The organism is Criblamydia sequanensis CRIB-18 (assembly GCF_000750955.1).
Classification (GTDB): Bacteria; Chlamydiota; Chlamydiia; order Chlamydiales; family Criblamydiaceae; genus Criblamydia; species Criblamydia sequanensis.
Map to the genome: position 1 here is coordinate 623,542 of NZ_CCEJ010000003.1, position 18,863 is coordinate 642,404.

General features: G+C 41.6%; 14 protein-coding genes and 1 tRNA gene. 8 read left to right on the plus strand and 7 right to left on the minus strand.

Annotation, left to right across the window (positions count from 1 at the left end; translation table 11 throughout):
• Window positions 1-92: 92 nt before the first annotated feature.
• Both CSEC_RS04570 and groL read left to right on the plus strand, forming a co-directional pair.
• The gene (locus tag CSEC_RS04570; protein WP_041017163.1) at window positions 93-410 is read left to right on the plus strand and encodes a co-chaperone GroES; all 318 of its coding nucleotides are present in this window, start codon (window positions 93-95) and stop codon (window positions 408-410) included.
• A 32-nt stretch (window positions 411-442) separates the two neighbouring features.
• Window positions 443-2,068 (plus strand): chaperonin GroEL, encoded by a 1,626-nt coding sequence (gene groL, locus CSEC_RS04575; RefSeq protein ID WP_041017164.1) that lies wholly within the window; start codon window positions 443-445, stop codon window positions 2,066-2,068.
• 50 nt (window positions 2,069-2,118) lie between these two features.
• Here the strand turns inward: groL and CSEC_RS04580 are convergent, their stop codons facing one another.
• Window positions 2,119-2,436 (minus strand): hypothetical protein, encoded by a 318-nt coding sequence (locus CSEC_RS04580; RefSeq protein ID WP_041017165.1) that lies wholly within the window; start codon window positions 2,434-2,436, stop codon window positions 2,119-2,121.
• Between the two features lie 123 nt (window positions 2,437-2,559).
• Window positions 2,560-4,209, minus strand: a complete 1,650-nt coding sequence (locus CSEC_RS04585) for a hypothetical protein (protein WP_041017166.1) — start codon at window positions 4,207-4,209, stop codon at window positions 2,560-2,562.
• A 184-nt stretch (window positions 4,210-4,393) separates the two neighbouring features.
• Between CSEC_RS04585 and CSEC_RS04590 the strand changes: the two genes are divergently transcribed.
• Window positions 4,394-6,544: an ankyrin repeat domain-containing protein gene (locus tag CSEC_RS04590; protein WP_041017167.1), complete on the plus strand. Its 2,151-nt coding sequence runs from the start codon at window positions 4,394-4,396 to the stop codon at window positions 6,542-6,544.
• 79 nt (window positions 6,545-6,623) lie between these two features.
• Window positions 6,624-6,695, plus strand: a tRNA-Asn gene (locus tag CSEC_RS04595).
• On the opposite strand, the gene CSEC_RS13515 is transcribed toward CSEC_RS04595, so the two are convergent.
• The 5 genes from CSEC_RS13515 to CSEC_RS04615 form a co-directional block, all read right to left on the minus strand.
• The gene (locus tag CSEC_RS13515; protein WP_419761210.1) at window positions 6,657-8,156 is read right to left on the minus strand and encodes a recombinase family protein; all 1,500 of its coding nucleotides are present in this window, start codon (window positions 8,154-8,156) and stop codon (window positions 6,657-6,659) included. The genes CSEC_RS04595 and CSEC_RS13515 overlap by 39 nt on opposite strands.
• Window positions 8,153-8,338 (minus strand): MerR family transcriptional regulator, encoded by a 186-nt coding sequence (locus tag CSEC_RS04600; protein ID WP_041017168.1) that lies wholly within the window; start codon window positions 8,336-8,338, stop codon window positions 8,153-8,155. The genes CSEC_RS13515 and CSEC_RS04600 overlap by 4 nt, the downstream gene beginning before the upstream one ends.
• 89 nt (window positions 8,339-8,427) lie before the next feature.
• Entirely contained in the window at window positions 8,428-8,877 is a 450-nt protein-coding gene (locus CSEC_RS04605) for a hypothetical protein (protein ID WP_041017169.1), read from the minus strand.
• 64 nt (window positions 8,878-8,941) lie between these two features.
• Window positions 8,942-10,663 carry an AAA family ATPase gene (locus CSEC_RS12605; RefSeq protein ID WP_053331773.1) on the minus strand — a complete coding sequence of 574 codons (1,722 nt, stop codon included), beginning with the start codon at window positions 10,661-10,663 and terminating at the stop codon, window positions 8,942-8,944.
• Window positions 10,650-10,820 carry a hypothetical protein gene (locus CSEC_RS04615; protein WP_154017624.1) on the minus strand — a complete coding sequence of 57 codons (171 nt, stop codon included), beginning with the start codon at window positions 10,818-10,820 and terminating at the stop codon, window positions 10,650-10,652. The genes CSEC_RS12605 and CSEC_RS04615 overlap by 14 nt, the downstream gene beginning before the upstream one ends.
• Before the next feature lie 571 nt (window positions 10,821-11,391).
• Here CSEC_RS04615 and CSEC_RS04620 point away from each other — a divergent pair.
• Genes CSEC_RS04620 through CSEC_RS04635 form a run of 4 tightly spaced genes read left to right on the plus strand, consistent with a single transcriptional unit; the run spans window position 11,392 to window position 18,848 of the window.
• Window positions 11,392-12,366, plus strand: coding sequence for a hypothetical protein (locus tag CSEC_RS04620; protein ID WP_154017625.1), 975 nt, complete (start codon window positions 11,392-11,394; stop codon window positions 12,364-12,366).
• A complete protein-coding gene (locus tag CSEC_RS04625) occupies window positions 12,363-14,495 on the plus strand; it encodes a type I restriction-modification system subunit M (protein WP_041017172.1) in 2,133 nt (710 codons plus the stop codon). Before CSEC_RS04620 ends, CSEC_RS04625 begins: the two co-directional genes overlap by 4 nt.
• 2 nt (window positions 14,496-14,497) lie before the next feature.
• The gene (locus CSEC_RS04630) at window positions 14,498-15,886 is read left to right on the plus strand and encodes a restriction endonuclease subunit S (RefSeq protein WP_053331774.1); all 1,389 of its coding nucleotides are present in this window, start codon (window positions 14,498-14,500) and stop codon (window positions 15,884-15,886) included.
• The gene (locus tag CSEC_RS04635) at window positions 15,876-18,848 is read left to right on the plus strand and encodes a type I restriction endonuclease subunit R (protein WP_041017173.1); all 2,973 of its coding nucleotides are present in this window, start codon (window positions 15,876-15,878) and stop codon (window positions 18,846-18,848) included. The genes CSEC_RS04630 and CSEC_RS04635 overlap by 11 nt, the downstream gene beginning before the upstream one ends.
• Window positions 18,849-18,863: the final 15 nt, after the last annotated feature.

Below are 18,863 nucleotides of genomic sequence, written 5' to 3' on the forward strand. Positions count from 1 at the left end.
ATTTCCGCTTGAAAAAAAAGGCTCTTTTTCGCTATCTTGAGACTTTCAAATTAGAATAAACCAAACCGCTCTTAAAACCAGGAGATGGAATCATGACTCAAACACAGACAATGAAAACAACCAATCTAAAGCCTCTCGGCAATCGTATTCTTGTTCAAAGACTTGAAGCTGATGAGAAATTAGCCGGCGGAATTATCCTCCCCGATTCAGCAAAGAAAAAACAAGAACAAGCTAAAGTTATAGCTGTCGGAACCGGCAAAAAAGACAAACAGGGCAACTTCATCCCCCTAGAGTTCAAAGTAGGCGACATCATTTTGATGGAAAAATACTCAGGTCAAGAAGTGACACTCGAAGACGAAGAGTACATCATCCTTCGCTCAGACGATGTGATTGCCATAATCGAAAAATAAGCAAAACGAATTAATTCAAGGAGTTTCCTGTCATGGCTGCTAAAGAAATTAAATTTAAAGAAGAAGCTCGCCAAAAAATTCTTAAGGGCGTACGAACACTTGCTGACGCTGTAAAAGTAACTCTCGGTCCAAAGGGACGCAATGTCATCATCGATAAATCTTATGGCGCACCTCACATCACAAAAGATGGAGTGACTGTAGCTAAAGAAATCGAGCTGGAAGACAAAAATGAGAACATGGGCGCTCAAATGGTGAAAGAAGTCGCAAGTAAAACTGCAGACAAAGCAGGCGATGGAACCACCACTGCGACAGTTTTAGCTGAAGCCATTTATTCTGAAGGACTTCGAAACATTGCTGCGGGCGCCAATCCAATGGATTTAAAACGCGGCATGGAAGAAGCTTTAAAAGTTGTAAAAGACGAACTTGCTAAAATGAGCAAAAAAGTTCAAAAGCAAGAAGAAATCGCACAAGTGGCTACTATCTCCGCTAACAACGACAAAGAAATTGGTGACATCATCGCCAAGGCCATGGAAAAAGTCGGCAAAGATGGAACGATCACAGTTGAAGAAGCCAAGGGCTTTGAAACGACACTTGATGTCGTTGAGGGTATGCACTTTGACCGAGGCTATCTCTCCGCTTACTTCATGACCGATCCTGAAACGCAAGAAGCTGTTCTTGAAGATGCTTATGTTTTGATCTCCGAAAAGAAAATTTCGAGCATTAAAGACATGATCCCTATTCTTCAAGCGGTAGCGGAAACCGGAAGACCCATTTTAATTATTGCAGAAGATGTTGAAGGCGAAGCTTTAGCAACTCTTGTTGTAAACCGTCTTCGAGGTGGTCTAAAAGTGGCGGCTGTTAAAGCTCCGGGCTTTGGCGATAGAAGAAAAGCCATGCTTGAAGACATTGCTATCATTACAGGCGGCGAAGTTATCAGCGAAGAAATCGGCCTAAAGCTTGAATCGACTACTCTAAAACAACTCGGGCAAGTCAAAAAAGCGGTTATCTCTAAAGATGAGACTGTTTTAGTGGATGGCAAAGGCGATAAGAAAAAGATTCAAGAGCGCGCCGCTTTAATTAGAAGACAGATCGAAGAGTCCGATTCTGATTATGATCGTGAAAAACTTCATGAGCGTTTAGCAAAACTTGTTGGCGGTGTTGCCGTTATTCGAGTAGGGGCTGCCACTGAAGTTGAGATGAAAGAAAAGAAAGATCGCGTGGACGATGCTCAGCATGCGACAAAAGCTGCTGTTGAAGAAGGTACCGTTCCAGGCGGCGGAGTCGCTTTCATTCGCTGCATTCCCCTTCTTGAGTCGCTCTTACAGAAACTTGAGGGAGATCAAAGAACAGGCGCTATGATCATCGCTCATACTTTGAGCGCGCCTCTTCGTCAAATTGCAGAAAATGCCGGAAAAGAAGGTTCTATCATTGTTCAAGATGTCAAAAAAATGACACCTGCAACAAGAGGGTATAACGCTTTGACTGATACTTTTGTAGATATGTATGAAGCGGGTATCTTGGACCCAACTAAAGTGGTTCGAACAGCTCTTGAAAACGCGATTTCAATCGCCGGAATCTTGCTTACAACAGAAGCAATTGTTGTCGAGATGCCGGAAGAAAAATCTGCGCAAGCCGCCATGCCTGCAATGGACTACTAATTCAATAGAAAGCAAAAGCCTTTTAAAAGAGGCTTTTGCTTTTACTCAACTCAAGGTTTATCTTTCATCCATTCAATTTTGAAACCGACAAGGCCAAGTGTCGCAAGGTTGATCAAACTATAGAAAAAACTCACCGTTCCTAAAGCTGCTGTGACAAGGCTGCTCATCGATATCCTTCCAAGCAATTTGGATTGAAAAACAAGAGCTATAGGGGCAAAAAGAATTGAAAGAGCCAATCCCCCAACTATTAATGCTAAGCTGAAAACGGCTTTTACAGGTGAAACGACAAGTGCGCCAACCACAATTAAAGCTTGCGCATTGCTCAATGACCGTTCTGTCTCGTATAAAGTTGGAATCGTTTCAAACATTGTTTTACCTAATTGCATTTTTAGTTAAAATTTTTTATGAAGTTAAATATCTTAACAGTTTTTAAATTTTTAATCAATTTAGCTTCTTAGTTATTAACTACAGAATGACTTTTTGATGTAAATTTAATTTTTAAAATCGAAAAGAGAATGGAAATTTTCCCCATATCTGTAAGGGTCGACTTCTCGCATGACGCTCTCCCACGGAAATAAATCTTCTTTCCAAGGAGGCAACTCGTTGCCTGTTTTATGTAAATAAAGAGACTTAATGTAAATCTCGGCAATACTTGGATCGCCTGCCACATAGGGCTTAGCTTGGCATATTAACCAAAAGCTTCTGCCTAGTAGCTCCATTAAAACTTTTGGGTCATCCTCAACTAAAATTTGGTCATAGAGTCTGTCGACTTCTTTTAAAATTAGCGGCACATTTTCATCCGGGGTGTGGACCACATCCACTAAATTTGGTTGGAATACAAGTTTTGAAAGCTCAACTTCTTTACCCTCTAGAGAGATTTTAAAAACAGCTTCAATCTCGCCCGGTTTTATTGAGACGACTTTATAGAATTCTGTTTCATTTTTAGACCAATCCTCATGAAAGCTGCGAAGCTCTTCCCCTAAATTTTTATAAATTTTTACACATTCTGTGTGATAAACTGTCCCGCACTTTAAAAGCCCATAACCAAAGGATGTGTCTGTTTTGGCTTGTTTCAGTGTCTCAGCCATTATCTTTCTTTGGTAGGCGCAAAATTTTAAAAGCTGGTTCGAATCCCAACCGCTTTTAATGCCTGACGCTCCAATGCAAGTGCCTTCATGCATTTTATTGCCATAGGCAATTTGATCCATATTGTAGTATTTTTTTGTCTCGGAATCGCGAGCTGTCTGCTTATCTGAATTGCGTACGATATAGTGCTCCCAAATATTCGAAGGGAATTCCTTATAAGCGTCTGTACTAAAACTCGGGGCACCCTCGGTCGCTGCAAGAAAATAAAAATGAGGTAAATTAACTGCCTCTTTTATGCATTTTTCATAGTTTTCAATTTTTTCTTTATAGCCGTTTTTGAGAAAAAAATTGGTGGGCACTTTTTTGACAAGCTCGTTACTTTTTAAAACCGCTTCATCCGATAAATGATCCACCTCTTCGAGCGGGACGTTAAGACTCATCAAACTAAAAGCCTCATTAATCGTTAAATGGCTATTTCGATCTTTTAATTTCGAGTGATACTCAAGAAGAGTTTTTAAATTTTCCTCTGAAAAATTAGGGCTTGTGAGAAAATCATTTAGCCTTCTTTCAATAGTTTCTGTGGCTAAAACTTCTAAAAATAAATTTGCTTTTTCAACACTGACAGGAACTTTTCCTATGAAATTTAGCCTAAAGAAATTCAAAGGATATTGATTTTGCAAAGAATTGATGACTTTTATTTTAGAAATTAACTCCTTGGGATCTCCTCCAAAATTAGCCAAAAATTTTTGAAAATTTAATGAGCTATTGAAATCAAGATTTTTGGCTTCTAACAAAGAGTTTAAATTGCCGGTAAGCTTTAAATCATTTGCTTCTTTTAAAATCTCGCTTACAAAAACCGGCACCACTTTTATATTTTTATTTTTAATAAAAAGGGCTAAATTTTCAGCTATTTCCGGCTTTTCCCCTAAAGATTTAAAGGCTTCCTCTAGAATATCGTACTGAATCTTATGTTTTTGAGCTATTTCCTGAAGCTCAAGAGAGCTCATAGGGTGGTGAGGCTGAGGGCTAGATTGAAGTCTCTTAGGTCCAAACATAAACACCTAAAGTTGCCAATATATAAAATCATTATATACTTTTATTTTATTATTTATAATTAATAACCAAAAATTAACAACTTCTTAATACTACTTAACTGAAAGCCAACTTATTTTAATGAATTATTATCTAATAATATGAGAAAATCGATCTCATTTATTAAATAACAGAATCATTTCAACTATGAAATTTATTTTTAAAACCTTCCTTCTCCTAATTTTCTTCGTATCAACCACCCCTTTATTACCTAAGGACGGCCCCGATCCTTTTGATCCGGGCTTTCTCCTAAATAAGCTTGAAAAGTTCTTTCCTCATGAACTCGAGGTCCAAGAAAAATTGGCTCAGTATAGATCGACGGCGCACTTTGATCAGGACAAGGAGAGTTTTAGAAAAAACCCCGAGTTGTTTTTTGAAAATCGAATTAAAGCCCTTCATGAACTTGAGAGGACATTTTCCAATAAAAATAATCTCTTAAATAAAGAGGAAATTTTAGAAGTTATAAAGCAAAAGAAAAACTATCTTGAAGCCGTTAAAAAAACCGTTTGGGATCTACGGGCTACCAAAAGAGATTGGGTTTCGCAAAAAAAACTTCTTATGTCTGATAGCTATTGGCATGAGCTTTTAGACCCTTATCATAGAGTCGGTTTTTTTACAGAAATGCTTCTGGCAAGGTGGCATGTTTCTACCTGTCCTAATTATTTTATTTTTCTTGAAACCCTAGAAAATGATCCTTCCCTTACCCGAATACTGCCCTTTGAACAAAAAGTCGTCTATCTAAATAGGGAAGAAAGAAAGGACTTCCTGTTGGAGATTAAGGAAGGGGCTTTTTATCATCTAGGGAAGCCTTTTGACAGCCATGATTTCTATTCGATCCATTCAGGAAAAGGCAAAGCTATTTTTGTTATGGATGCCGATGGCAATTTGTATGTGGCAAAGCATAAGGCAGGGCGAATCCATCACTCGACTTTATACGCCGGCAAAGAAGTTTTAGGCGCCGGAGAGGTCATTGTTAAAAATGGTAAATTGATACAAATTACTAATAAAAGCGGCCACTACAGACCCGGCATAGAATCGATGTTGGAGGTGCTTGAAAAGCTTTCTGCCAAGATTGATCTTAAGGGGGTCAAAGTAGAAATTAGAACTCATTATTACGAAGATAATTTATCCGCCACCCTTTTTGCTATCTATGACGCAGAGGATTTCTTGCAATCTAAAGGGGCAGCCTTTCCTTTGGACATAAGGGGCGGAAGCCCGGTCCATGATTCTATTCTAAAAAGAAATAGCGACCAATTAATAAAGGCGCTTGAAACAGATACTTTTGTTGACAATGAAGACGGTTTTCTTTTTACCCCCCTGCAGCTTGCTGCGCTTATAAATAATAGAGAAGCGGTTCAACTTCTTCTTAAAAATAAAGCCGATGCCAATTTAGAGAACTTCGGAAAAAAGCCCCTTCATCTTGCATTGGAGAATAATCATTTAGAGTCCGTCGAACTTTTACTACCCCATACAAATAAGGAAGAAAATCCCTTTTCCTATCTTCTAGCAGCAGCAAGTGGCGGAAAAGAAAGCTTGATGCTCGTTTTAAATCATCTTAAACTTGATCTCAATGAAGATTACACTGATCCCCTAAGCGGAAAAACTTTATCTCATATTTTTGCGAGAGTTAAAGAGCCTGTCCTTATTCCGGATCCCTCGAAATCTCTTGTAAAAGATAATCTCGGGGTCACCCCTATTCATGAAGCAAGCGCTCATGGAAGCGTTGAAACTTTATCCTTCTTGCTTCAGAACCAAAATCCCTCTGAAATTGTAGACAATAATGGCAATACTCCTTTACACCATGCGGTTTTTGGCAAAAACATTGAAACGATCAAGTTTCTTTTGGAAAAAGGAGGACGCACCCTTTTAACAAAAGCTAATAATGAAGGCTTCTATCCCTTTACCTATGCGGTCACAAAACTCCGCTACCCTGCGCTAAAACTTTTTTTGAATGCCGGTTTTCCAATTGACTTAGAAGACCATCAGGGCAACACAGCTCTTGGACACCTACTTAAAATGGCTCACCCTTACCCCATGATTTATGAAAATCTTGTCTTTTTAAAAGAAAATGGGGCGAGCGACACTCACTATAACAAACAAGGGCTTCTCCCTGTTCATTTGGCGATCCTCCGAGAAAATCTCGACCTTTTCATTCTTTATATGAGTTTGACTCAAGACATAAATCTTTTAACCTCAGAGGGTCTTGATCTTTGCTCATTTGCCAGAGAGAATGACCGTGTTGAGATGATGAATCTGATAGAGTTAATGAATCAAAAAATTGATTATAACCCTTACTAGAGGGCGATTTTATTTTTCAGAAAAAATGATCTTAGCCCTTGCGAAAAAATCGACGAGAGTCTAAGATTTATTTTTCTTTTCCGGAATAGCTCAGCGGTAGAGCAGTAGACTGTTAATCTATTGGTCGCAGGTTCGAATCCTGCTTCCGGAGTTTCGCTGGTTGATGTGACATTGCACTAAGAGTCAGAAATGGTTCTCGCAATGTCACCAACAGATTTCTCCCATCCAATTTCAAGTTCGAAAAGACAAAATTCAACAATTGCTGTTTTTCAGGCATCTTCGAACTTAGGAAAATTTCCTTCGCCCTCTTGGCCAAATCCAATACTGTCTTCGCCGTGATCAAACACGTCTCATCTGCATTGACATGCGCCTTCATTTCCGATGTAATCTCGCGCTGTCGCTTTTTGTATTCTTCAAGCTTAAGATGATAGGTCTCAGAGTCAATCGCCCCATCGAGATGCATATCGATCAGTTTAGACAGGCGATTTTGGATAGAATCCAGCTCTTTTCGCAACACCTCTTGTGAATGCTTAAAAAATTCTTGTTCATTGGCATACGACTTCTTCAAATAAGCCACTATTTCTTCAATGACAGCATCGGGAAGTTGAATCTTATCAAAATACTCCAGTAACGGCTCCAATAGCTTCTCTTCTCTAACCCAGGCCTTTTGGCAGACCCGCTTGGAGTTATTGCAGCTATAATAGATATATTTTTGTTTCTTGATGTCTCCAGTTACGGTACAGCCGCAGTTTTCACAAGTGATCAATCCGCGAAAGAGGATCGGGTGTCCCGCATAATGAACCGGGGCTTTATTGTGACCTTCCATGATCTCCTGCACCCTATCGAACAAATTTTCTGAAATCAAAGGCGGGTATTTATGAGGATAGAATTCCCCTTTAACCCTCATCACTCCAAAATAAAAGGGATTTTTTAATGTAATCTCAACCCGACTTGCTCCGATGAGATTGCCATTGGCATTCCGCAACCCAAGCTTGTTCATCTCTTCCGCGATGGTTTGAAATGAGTGATTACCGGCGGCATAAAGTTCAAACATGCGAACGACAAATGGAGCATTATCTAAGTCAACTTCTATTGTCTTTTTCCCATTAGGTAATGTGATATTCTTATAGCCAAATGGCGCCTTGGTGATCCACTCGCCATTTCTCACGCTCTGCTCTTTACTGCGCTTGACGTTATCGCTAAGCTGGCGGACGTAGCTTGAGGCAAATAAGACCCCAATATCCCATTGCAATAATTGCGCACTGTTGGAGTCCTTGTTGACAATCAGACCCTCTCTTAGAAAGTGAAGTTCTAATTTGCCCTGCTTGCGCATTTCATCGAGAAGAGGTGTTTCTCTAAAACTTCTTTGCAAGCGATCTACTGTATCAGTAATTAGAGCTATGGGAGCTTTTGCTCTCTTTACGTAGGCGATAATTTGATCAAACTGCTTGCGGGTCTCTTTGGTCGAAGATTCTGTGATTTGAAAGGTTTGGGTTACCTTGAGGTTTTTTCTGATCGCATAGTCCGTCAACCGCCGAACCTGCGAGGGGATTGACTGTCCCTCCTCTTGCTCCTTGCTTGAAACACGTGCTAAAAGAATTGCTTGCATCATGACTTTTGTATTTGATTTAACAGGGTTTCAAGGTCTTCTCGTTTATAGAGCCGGTAGCGGTTCTGGGGGTTTCGATACACCGTGATCTTTTTTTCTTTTTCCCAATTCCTTAAAGTATTGGGAGATACACCGAGGAATGTAGCCGCTTCCTTTATGCACATGTACTCATCTATCTTTTTCATAAATCCTCACAAAAACGTCACAACGTTACCAAAGCTAACCAAACTATACAACATAAATCTTCCTTTTTTTACGAAACAAAGCCAATTTATTATTCAGCGGATTGAGCCTCTTTCAACTCCTTCAAAGCTCGATAGAGTCCGTTTTCTAATGTGCGCTCATATCTGGACATAATTGCTATTGCTTGCCCGGAAGAACCGGAAAAAATATCTTGATAAGTGCCGTTGCTCCAGGAGATTTTGATCTGGCTGGCAAGAAGCATCGATTCGACATGAATCACTCTTCGCAGCCTCCACGCGCAAGAAATAATACGATCGACCAAAAGCGACTCAAAGGCGTTGACCGGTTGTAACGCGTGTTCAATCGTAGAGGCGAAATGTTCAAATTCTTTTCTCTCTGCGCCATCTATAGGAACCTTAACCGATAACACCCCATGTTTTATCGCATTTCTCGCAACGACTTCTTTCCCTTGAACAGTGATTGGCCCTGTTGATAGTTGGCTGTTTTTGCGGTTAGCCTCTATCTGTTTTTCACTTACCATATTGACCTCCATAATTTTCCGATTTCCGATTTAACTATAGTGATGGGAAAATCGGAACGATTGTTTATCCTATTAATCCCTTCTCTTTAGCCCACTTCTTTCGTGTCTCCACTTGAGACTTGCTCAATCCTGTAGCGACGATAATTTCTGCGATGGTTTTCCCTTCATTCGCAAGTTTTGCGACGTTGACGGTCTCTTCATCCGCGGTTGCATCTTCAATAATCCACTCAGACCCACCACCATCAACTTCTGCAAATCTAACGGAAAAGGGCTCTGCGTCTGCGCCACAAAAATCTCGAGCTTTCTCATAATGTACCTCAAAAAAGGCGCCTTGATCCTGTCTGTAGCCTTTTGGTTGATGAAGTGTAATTACGGTATCCAGGATATCCTCTCTCTTACTAGTACCCCTTTGCATGCCGCCCTTACCCGCATGGTGAACAAACAGGATTGACTTCCCGGCCCGTCTTAAGCTTAGTGCCCAATCCTGAATCGGCTGCCAATCATCCGCCTTATTCTCATCGAGATTGCGCACAAGGGACGAGAGATTGTCTAAAATCAAAAGATCGAAATCCTCAAGATGCTCCTCTAAAGCCTGCTGCCCCTCGCGTGCAATTAGGTTAGGAATCGGCCCTTCTTGGAGGTCAGGTGTAATCAATCGGAAATGTTCTTGATCCGGCAGGGGCATAGAACTGGTTCTTGAAAGCTTCAGCAATCTTTCTTGCATAGAGACAGCCGGCATCTCTCCATCAAGATACAACACGCGCTTAGGACATGGCGCCGACCACTTCAAAAACGTGCCTCCGGTCGCTACTGCATACCCAATCCCTAGCGCAACATGAGTCTTCCCCACCCCTCGCTTGGCGTACAGTAAGCAGAGGCCCTGACTTGGTAGAAAAGGAGTTAACAGCAATTCGCGCTTGGGTAGCTTCATCGAAAAGAATTCGCTTAATGAAACAGCTCTCAAACATTTTTTAGGCTCCGGTAACTTGTAATCGGGCACTTTTTCAACGATCTCCTCAAGTTCTCGAATAGTATGACCATCCGCAAGCCAGTCGCTAACATCTTGACCATAGCTCTCTTGATGCTCAAACCCCGGCAATTCAACAACCCGAAGGCGAGCAACGCGGGTGTGAAGCTCACGGCACAGCAAATCGCGCCGCTCAAAGCCCGCTTTGTCGTAATCAAAGAGAATGACGACATCGGCTTTTTCCAAAATCACCGTATATTCAGTGCACCACTTCAACGTGTCTGTAGTTGTTGTTGCAATGAGGCCATTTTGGATTAACTGATCCGCATCTTTTTCGCCTTCAACCAAATATATAGTCTTGCCTTCGTTGATGCCGGCTAACAGCTCCAGTAGCCTATAGAAAACTCTCTCGCATCCGTAAAGATTTTTATGGATTCTGCCCGCTTCATCAATACGCTCCCAATAAAAGCTCTTCTTTTTGCCATCGAATCCCGGTTCTATCCGCACTTTGGTGTAAAGTTTTTTGCCCTGCTCATCCATGTAATCGTAGTATGTTTTTTGCGGCGGGGGCATTGAATGATGCTCAGCTCCGTCCGGAAACAAGTCTTTAGTTTGAAGATCAAGGGAAGTGCAAATTGCTTCAAACGTACAGCCCGCAAAACAAGTAAAAAGTATTTTACCGTCCGATCCCTCTCCTATTGAAAGACTGGGATTTTGATCATCATGTGCTGGGCATCGCGCTGTATATCCATGCCCGCTCCGCTTGGGTTTATGCCCCGTCTTTAAGTCGATCCGATTCACTACCTCATGAACGTCCATTTACATCGCCCCTTTCCTTGTTGGATGTTTTGGAAGGAGCTGCATCAGCCACCTCTCCTTTAAAATTTCTTTTGTCAATTTGATAAAGGAGCGCGAAAAACTGCTTAAGTGGAGTTAAACTATCCTCTGTCTCTTCCGTCAAAAAATGTTTCGACACTCTTTCTTTCTTCATGACTTAATTGTAAAACTTTTCTTGCGAATAAGCCCTTAAGCGGGAACAGAGGGGAAAATTCCCATAGAACGCTGCTATAGTTATGGGAAATTAGTGGGAACAAACTGAAAAAAAGGCGTTTAAAGCTGGTAATTTGAGTAGGGATCGATTATGATTGGTAAGGTTTTGTAAGGTAATACTTTAGATGGAATTAAAAGCAGCTAGACAGTCATATGCAGAATTACTTCGAGGTAACTTCAAGTCTCTCGGTTATTTTATCGACGAGTCCCTATCCTCAAAGGATTCCTATACATTTTTTAGGCTGATCGCAGAATCGATCGTGCCCCTTATTCGACGAGCCCCCGCTTTCGAGACCTTTTACCTAGACTGGATCAAAGAAAAGGCGAAGTACAAGTCCCATTACGCCAAGACTGAAAGATTAGCCATCGCCGAAATTCATGACACGTTCGATGCCATCAAGTCTGCATTAATCGACCTAGATCTCATCGAAAATAGCTTGGTAAACTCCTCGATCTCTTCCATTGAAAATGTCCTCGAATTCCGTGAACCGTACATCATGCCCGCCTACTATGAAATTGCCTATGACAGGATCGCCCATCTTTTGCATCTTCTTTTGACCCTTGACCAAGGCAAGCTCGTCGAAAAATATGCTGAGTTGGCAACCATCAATAAATCGCAACTCGATCCCAAGACAAATGAATATAAGGCTATTTCCAAACCAAACATTTCTCTCTTCACATTCGCACCTTCACTCACGGAATTAAAGGATCTTAGGCAGGTATTCTCATGGGAAAATTATTCCAATCCATGGAGTATCTGGGAATACCTTGATCTTGCTTACTGGTGCTGGCAAACGCCCTTTAGCTACTTCAAAGATAAAAAACTTGAACATAGCGACGCAAAAGAATGCGCCGATAGCAGCTTTTTGCTTAATCTCCATGCGTTTTTGGTAGAAATGAACGCCATCAAGAAGCGTACCCTGACGCCTGATAAAATCCTCTTCTTCAAGCGAGATCGATTTACCGAGTATCTTAAAGCGATTGTCCAGCAGGTCATTCTTTACCAAGAGATCTATGGGCCATCAGACGCTCCGCTAGAAGCTTCTTCACCCTTTGCCCTTGAGCTCAAGCTTGACTTCGGAAGGCTTATCCTAAAGGTGGAGTGGTTTGAAGGGATCAAGGCAGAAGAATATATCATCCACACCTTTAACGATGAGTCAGGAAATCAGGAGTTTATTCGTGATTTAATCGCAGCAAAGCCGAATACCTTTATCGACATAAGCAAATACGCTTCCGGAGCGACCGTCGCAAAATTAATATTCCGCATTAAGCTCCAAAACACCCTTCTTGCCGAGATCTTCTTCAACCGCAAAAACACACATGAAATGTCGCTGCGATCCAAACGAGTCGAGGTATCTAAGCTGCCGGATATAAATCTTCCCAGATTACGGAAACAAATTAAACAATTCGAGCCGACCGACAAGAGATTGCTCGATATGCAAAACCCTCAAACCTATCAGAGTAAAAGATGAGCCAACCTGCAACACATTCCATAGCCAATTTCATTTGGGGAATCGCCGATGATGTTCTTAGGGATATTTATGTTCGCGGTAAATATCGCGATGTTATCCTTCCGATGACAGTCATCAGACGCTTGGATGCACTCTTGGAACCAACAAAAGAAGCTGTTCTCAAAATGAAGCAGCAACTTGATGCCGTAAATATCGCCAACCAATCAGCCCCGCTCTATCAAGCTTCCGGACAAGCATTCTACAATACATCCCCATTTACTCTCAGAGATTTAAAAGCACGTGCGAAATCCCAACAGCTAAAAGCAGATTTTGAAGCTTATTTGGATGGATTTTCAACTAACGTTCAAGAGATTCTCGATAAATTCAAATTTCGAAATCAAATCCCCCACATGGTGGAAAATGATATTTTAGGAAACGTCATTGAAAAATTTCTGGATACGTCAATCAACCTAAGTTCAAAACCGATCTTAGACGTGAACGGAAATGAAAAGTTACCAGCATTAGACAATCATGCTATGGGAACGGTTTTCGAAGAGCTTATTCGTCGTTTCAATGAGGAAAATAATGAAGAGGCCGGCGAGCACTTTACACCACGAGATGTTGTCAAACTCATGGCGGATCTTATTTTTCTTCCTATCGCGGATCAAATTCAATCAGGAACTTATCTTGTTTATGATGGAGCCTGTGGAACCGGTGGTATGTTGACCGTAGCAGAAGAACGACTGCAAGAACTAGCGAAAGCACACCGTAAAGAAGTATCAACTCATCTTTATGGTCAAGAATGCCAGCCTGAAACCTATGCTATTTGCAAAGCCGACCTTCTCTTAAAAGGAGAAGGAGAAGAAGCGATGAATATCAAATTCGGCTCAACCCTATCAGCAGACGCCTATCCCTCGCAAGAGTTTGACTTTATGCTCTCTAATCCTCCTTATGGCAAAAGCTGGAAGACCGATCTTGAACGCATGGGAGGCAAAGACAAACTAAAAGATGCACGCTTCAGTATTCAACATGGCGATGATCCTGAATTCACCATGCTCACTCGTTCAAGCGATGGACAGTTGATGTTTCTTGTTAACAAGCTGATGAAAATGAAGAACAACACACCGCTTGGAAGCCGAATAGCTCAAGTACATAACGGATCTTCTCTTTTTACGGGAGATGCAGGCCAAGGAGAGAGTAATATTCGCCGATGGGTTATCGAGAATGACTGGTTAGAGGCTATTATAGCCCTTCCAGAGAACACGTTCTACAACACCGGCATCGCCACCTACATTTGGGTGTTAACGAATCGAAAACCGTCTCATAAGAAGGGAAAGGTACAACTCATCGATGCCAGCAACTGGTATGTGCCTCTACGCAAGAACCTCGGCAAGAAAAACTGCGAATTTTCAGATGAGCACATGAAGATGATTTGCGACCTTCTGATCGATTTCCGCGAGACCGAGCAGTCCAAGATTTTCCCAAATCAAGCCTTCGGGTATTCCAAAATTACCGTCGAACGGCCGCTCAGGCTACAAGTTGACCTATCGGCAGAAAACCTCTCCAAGTTTTGCAGAACATGCGGCAAAGAGGGAGAATCGGATTTGGCGGATTTTATATCGGCTTTCGCTAAAGAAAAAGGAGCAACCTCTTTTAACAACTACAATGAATTCATTAAGCTGTTTGAAGAACATGCCGACAAGGTTCAACTAAAGCTGACTAAAAAGCGCAAAGACCTGATTAGGAACGAGCTGGCTACTATCGATGAGAACGCAGAGCCAGTAATCAAAAAAGCGCATAAGCCTGGCAAAGTGACACCTAATCCTCTTGAAGGATTATATGAACTCATCATCGACGGAAAGAAATGTGTTGTCGAGCATGAGGCTGATTCCAATCTGCGGGATACAGAGCAAGTCCTCCTAATTGAGGAAGGCGGCATCGAAGCGTTCTTCAAACGCGAAGTCCAGCCTTACACATCAGATGCATGGATGGACGCCTCTAAAACTCAAATCGGCTATGAGATATCCTTTACGAAGCACTTCTACAAGCCGATCAAGATGAGGAGTTTGGGGGAAATCAATAAAGATATCTTAAGTCTTGAAGCTGAGACTGAAGGGCTGCTATTACAAATTATAGGGAAGGTTGATTAATAATGGCATCTAAACACACCCGATACCCAGAAAAAAATATTTATTCAGCTCAATTGCCTCTTCACTGGAAGAAAGTCCCCTTATATGCTATTGCTGCCTTAAAAAAAATCACAAACCAGATAGATCGGCAATTACTATCAGTTTATTTAAACCTAGGTGTTATACCTTTTAAGGACGTAAGCGAAAAAAGAACTAATGCAACTAGTGAGGATCTCTCAAAATATCAAGCAGTGGATCCTGGCGATTTTGTCTTAAATAATCAACAAGCATGGAGGGGTTCTGTAGGTGTTTCAAAATTTAGTGGAATAGTAAGCCCTGCTTACATAGTACTTTCGATTTCAGATGAATTAGAGGCCAAATTTGCAAATTACCTCTTTAGAAACAACACTATGATTGACCAATATGTTATTTGCTCCAAGGGTGTGGGCTCAATTCAACGGAATCTGTATTGGCCGAATCTTAAAAGGGTTCTAATCAATATTCCCTCAAAGCAAGAACAGCAAGCAATCGTCCACTTTTTGGACTACAAGTGCGCGCAGATCAACAAATTCATACAAAAGAAAAAACGACTCATCGAGCTGCTTAAGGAGCAAAAGCAAGCTATTATCAATCAAGCGGTTACCCGAGGGCTCGAATCCAATGTACGGCTCAAACCAAGCGGTGTCGAATGGCTTGGTGATATTCCCGAAAACTGGAAGGTTGCGCCATTAAAAAGAATAGTCGCAATTAATAAGTCAAATCTAAGCGAAAAAACCCATCCCTTCCATGAATTCCAATATGTCGATATATCAGCTGTAGGCAGTGGATATTTAAAGCAAAAACTGGTTTCGTACCAATTTAAAGATGCACCTTCTAGAGCTAGAAGAATCGTGTCATCTGGGGATATTCTATTGTCTACAGTGAGAACTTATCTTAGAGCTATTTGGTATAATGAATCACAACAAAATTTAATAGCCTCAACGGGTTTCGCTGTTTTATCTCCCGGCAAGGAAACCCTCCCTGAATTTTTGGGATACAGGGTGCAAGGCAACGACTTTATAGACCAGATTGTGAGACTTTCAACGGGAATTGCATACCCTGCAATTAATGAGACAATCCTTGGCTCAATAAAACTTGCAATTCCAAATACCATCATTGAACAAGAAAAAATTTACAGTCACATATATGAGAATACAAAAAATTACGATGTATTAATTGCAAGATACGTCAAAGAAATCCACCTTATCCAAGAATATCGCACTCGCCTTATCTCCGATATGGTAACAGGCCAAATTGATATTCGCAATATCGAAGTTGACGGTATCGCCGAGGAAGACCTCATTGAGGAGACGCTCAGGGAAGAACAAGAAGAGGAGTCTTTAGAGCTAATAGGAGCCGGCGATGACGACTGATACGAGCGAGAAAGGTCTCGAAGATCTCATCTTCAACTACTTGACCCAGCAGGCCGGATATGAGGCTGGCAACAATCAAGATTTCGATCGCGAACACGCTTTTGATTTGGCGAAGCTATCGGCCTTTATCCGTAATACTCAACCGAAGGTATATGAAGACCTGGGTCTTCTTGAAGAAGGGCCGCGAAAAACGCAGTTTTTGAATCGTTTGCAAGGAGAGATTGCCAAGCGTGGGGTTGTCGATGTTTTAAGAAATGGAATTAAACATCAATCTCATTCTATTGATCTTTATTATGTTACTCCTACTGAAAGCAATGTGAAGGCAAACGAGCTATATGGCGCAAATATTTTTAGCGTCACGCGCCAGCTTCGTTATAGCCGAGCTGAAACAATGCTTTCTCTTGATCTCGCCCTCTTTATCAATGGATTGCCGGTGATGACCTTTGAGCTTAAAAACAAGCTCACCAAACAGACGGTAAGCGATGCAGTACAACAATACTGTAAAGACCGCGACCCTCGGGAACTTCTCTTTCAATTTGGGCGATGCGCCGTACATTTTGCAGTTGATGATCATGAAGTGCGTATGTGCACTCATCTTAAGGGCAAAGCTTCGTGGTTCCTCCCATTCAATAAGGGCTATAACGCAGGAGCTGGCAATCCTCCAAACCCCGATGGCATTGCAACGGACTACCTTTGGAAAGAAATTTTAGCCAAAACATCGCTCTCTAATATTCTTGAAAATTATGCGCAGATTATCGAAGAAAAAGACGATAGAGGACGCAAGAAACAAAAGCAACTCTTCCCCCGATACCATCAACTTGATGTGGTAAGAAAGTTGCTAAGCGATGGTCCTCAATCTGGAGTCGGAAAACGCTATCTTATTCAACATTCTGCCGGAAGCGGAAAGAGTAACTCCATTGCTTGGTTGGCGCATCAACTAATCGAATTAACTCAGGGAGGACAAGCCCTCTTTGATAGCGTTGTCGTAGTTACCGATAGAAGAGTGCTCGATAAGCAAATTCGCGACACGATCAAGCATTTCGCTCAGGTATCTGCAACAGTCGGACATGCGGAACGATCTGGCGACCTTCGACAATTCCTGAAGGGCGGCAAGAAGATCATTATTACAACAGTCCAAAAGTTCCCCTTTATCTTAAAAGAAATCGGTGATGATCACCGAAAATCCCATTTTGCAATCATTATCGATGAAGCACACTCGAGCCAGGGCGGAAGAACGGCTGCTAAAATGAATATGGCTCTTTCTAAAACTGACTCCGAATCCGATGAAGAAGAGACCGTTGAAGATCAAATCAACAAAATCATGGAGAGCAAGAAGATGCTCTCCAACGCGAGTTATTTTGCCTTTACCGCTACCCCAAAGAATAAAACTCTTGAGATATTCGGAGAGCCATTTAAAGAGGGAGATATAACAAAGTTTCGCCCCTTCCATTCCTACACAATGAAACAAGCAATCGAAGAAGGGTTTATTCTCGATGTGCTTAAGAACTATACGCCCGTTGAAAGTTACTACCTTCTAGCTAAAAAACTAGAGGGAGACCCTCTCTACGACTCCAAAAGAGTCCAAAAGAAGCTCCGTAAATATGTAGAATCGCACAGTCACGCCATTCGCGAAAAAGCCGAGATCATGATCGACCACTTTCATGAACAGGTTATTGGTCAACGAAAAATGAATGGACAAGCGCGGGCGATGGTAGCTACTGGAACAATCGAAAGAGCTATTCAGTATTACTTTGCCTTCAAGGACTATTTAAAGGAAATCAAGAGTCCCTATCAACCTATCGTTGCCTTTTCAGGTGAGCCAGAGTATCCACCACAAAGTGGTAGCAAAGTTTCCGAGGCGACTCTTAATCAGTTTCCCAGCAAAGATATCACCGATAAAATCCAAGAAGATCCCTACCGTTTCCTTATTGTAGCTGAAAAGTTTCAGACTGGCTATGACGAGCCGCTTCTGCATACAATGTATGTGGATAAAAAATTGTCCGGGATTAAAGCCGTTCAAACACTTTCGCGTCTCAATCGAGCGCATCCATCTAAATATGACACCTTCGTTCTCGACTTCAGTAACGATTCAGACACCATTAAAGAATCTTTTGCTGACTTCTACAGAACAACTTTACTAAGCGAAGAGACCGACCCTAATAAACTGCACGATCTTCAAGGGGACTTAGACAGAGCACAAGTATACTCAATCGAGCAAATCGAGGATTTGGTGACAAAATATATTTCTGGTGCTGACCGCGACAAGCTCGATCCCATTCTTGATCAGTGCGTTGCCATCTACCAATCGGATCTTGATGAGGACAATCAAGTTGATTTCAAGAGCAAGGCTAAAGCATTCGTTCGCACATATGGCTTCCTCTCTTCGATTTTGCCTTATTCCAATACCTCATGGGAAAAGCTTGCCATCTTTTTAAATTTTTTGCTACCCAAGCTTCCCGCGCCAAAAGAAGAAGATCTCTCAAGGGGAATCTTGGATGCAATCGACATGGATAGCTATCGAGTCGAAGTTAAGTCCGCTCTCAAAATTACCTTACCCGATGAAAATGCCGAGATTGAACCTGTGCCAACCCGCGCAGGAGGTAGAAAAGCAGAGCCTGAAATCGATCACTTGAGCAATATCCTCAAAACATTTAATGACCTCTTTGGAAGCATCGAATGGAAAGATGGTGATAAGATTCGCAAAATTATCGCTGAAGAACTTCCTGCCAAAGTCAGTGCCAACCTTAAGTACCAAAATGCAATAAAGAACAGCGATATGCAAAACGCCCGAATCGAACATGACCAAGCTTTGCAACATGCCATGGGCGATCTCTTGTATGATCACACCGAACTATTCAAGCAATTCAGCGACAACCCCTACTTTAAAAAGTGGCTATCAGACACCATTTTTGGAGCGACATATAATGAGAAGGGTAAACAAAATGAAAAACGCGCTCTCTGAATTGTAAATTTACTT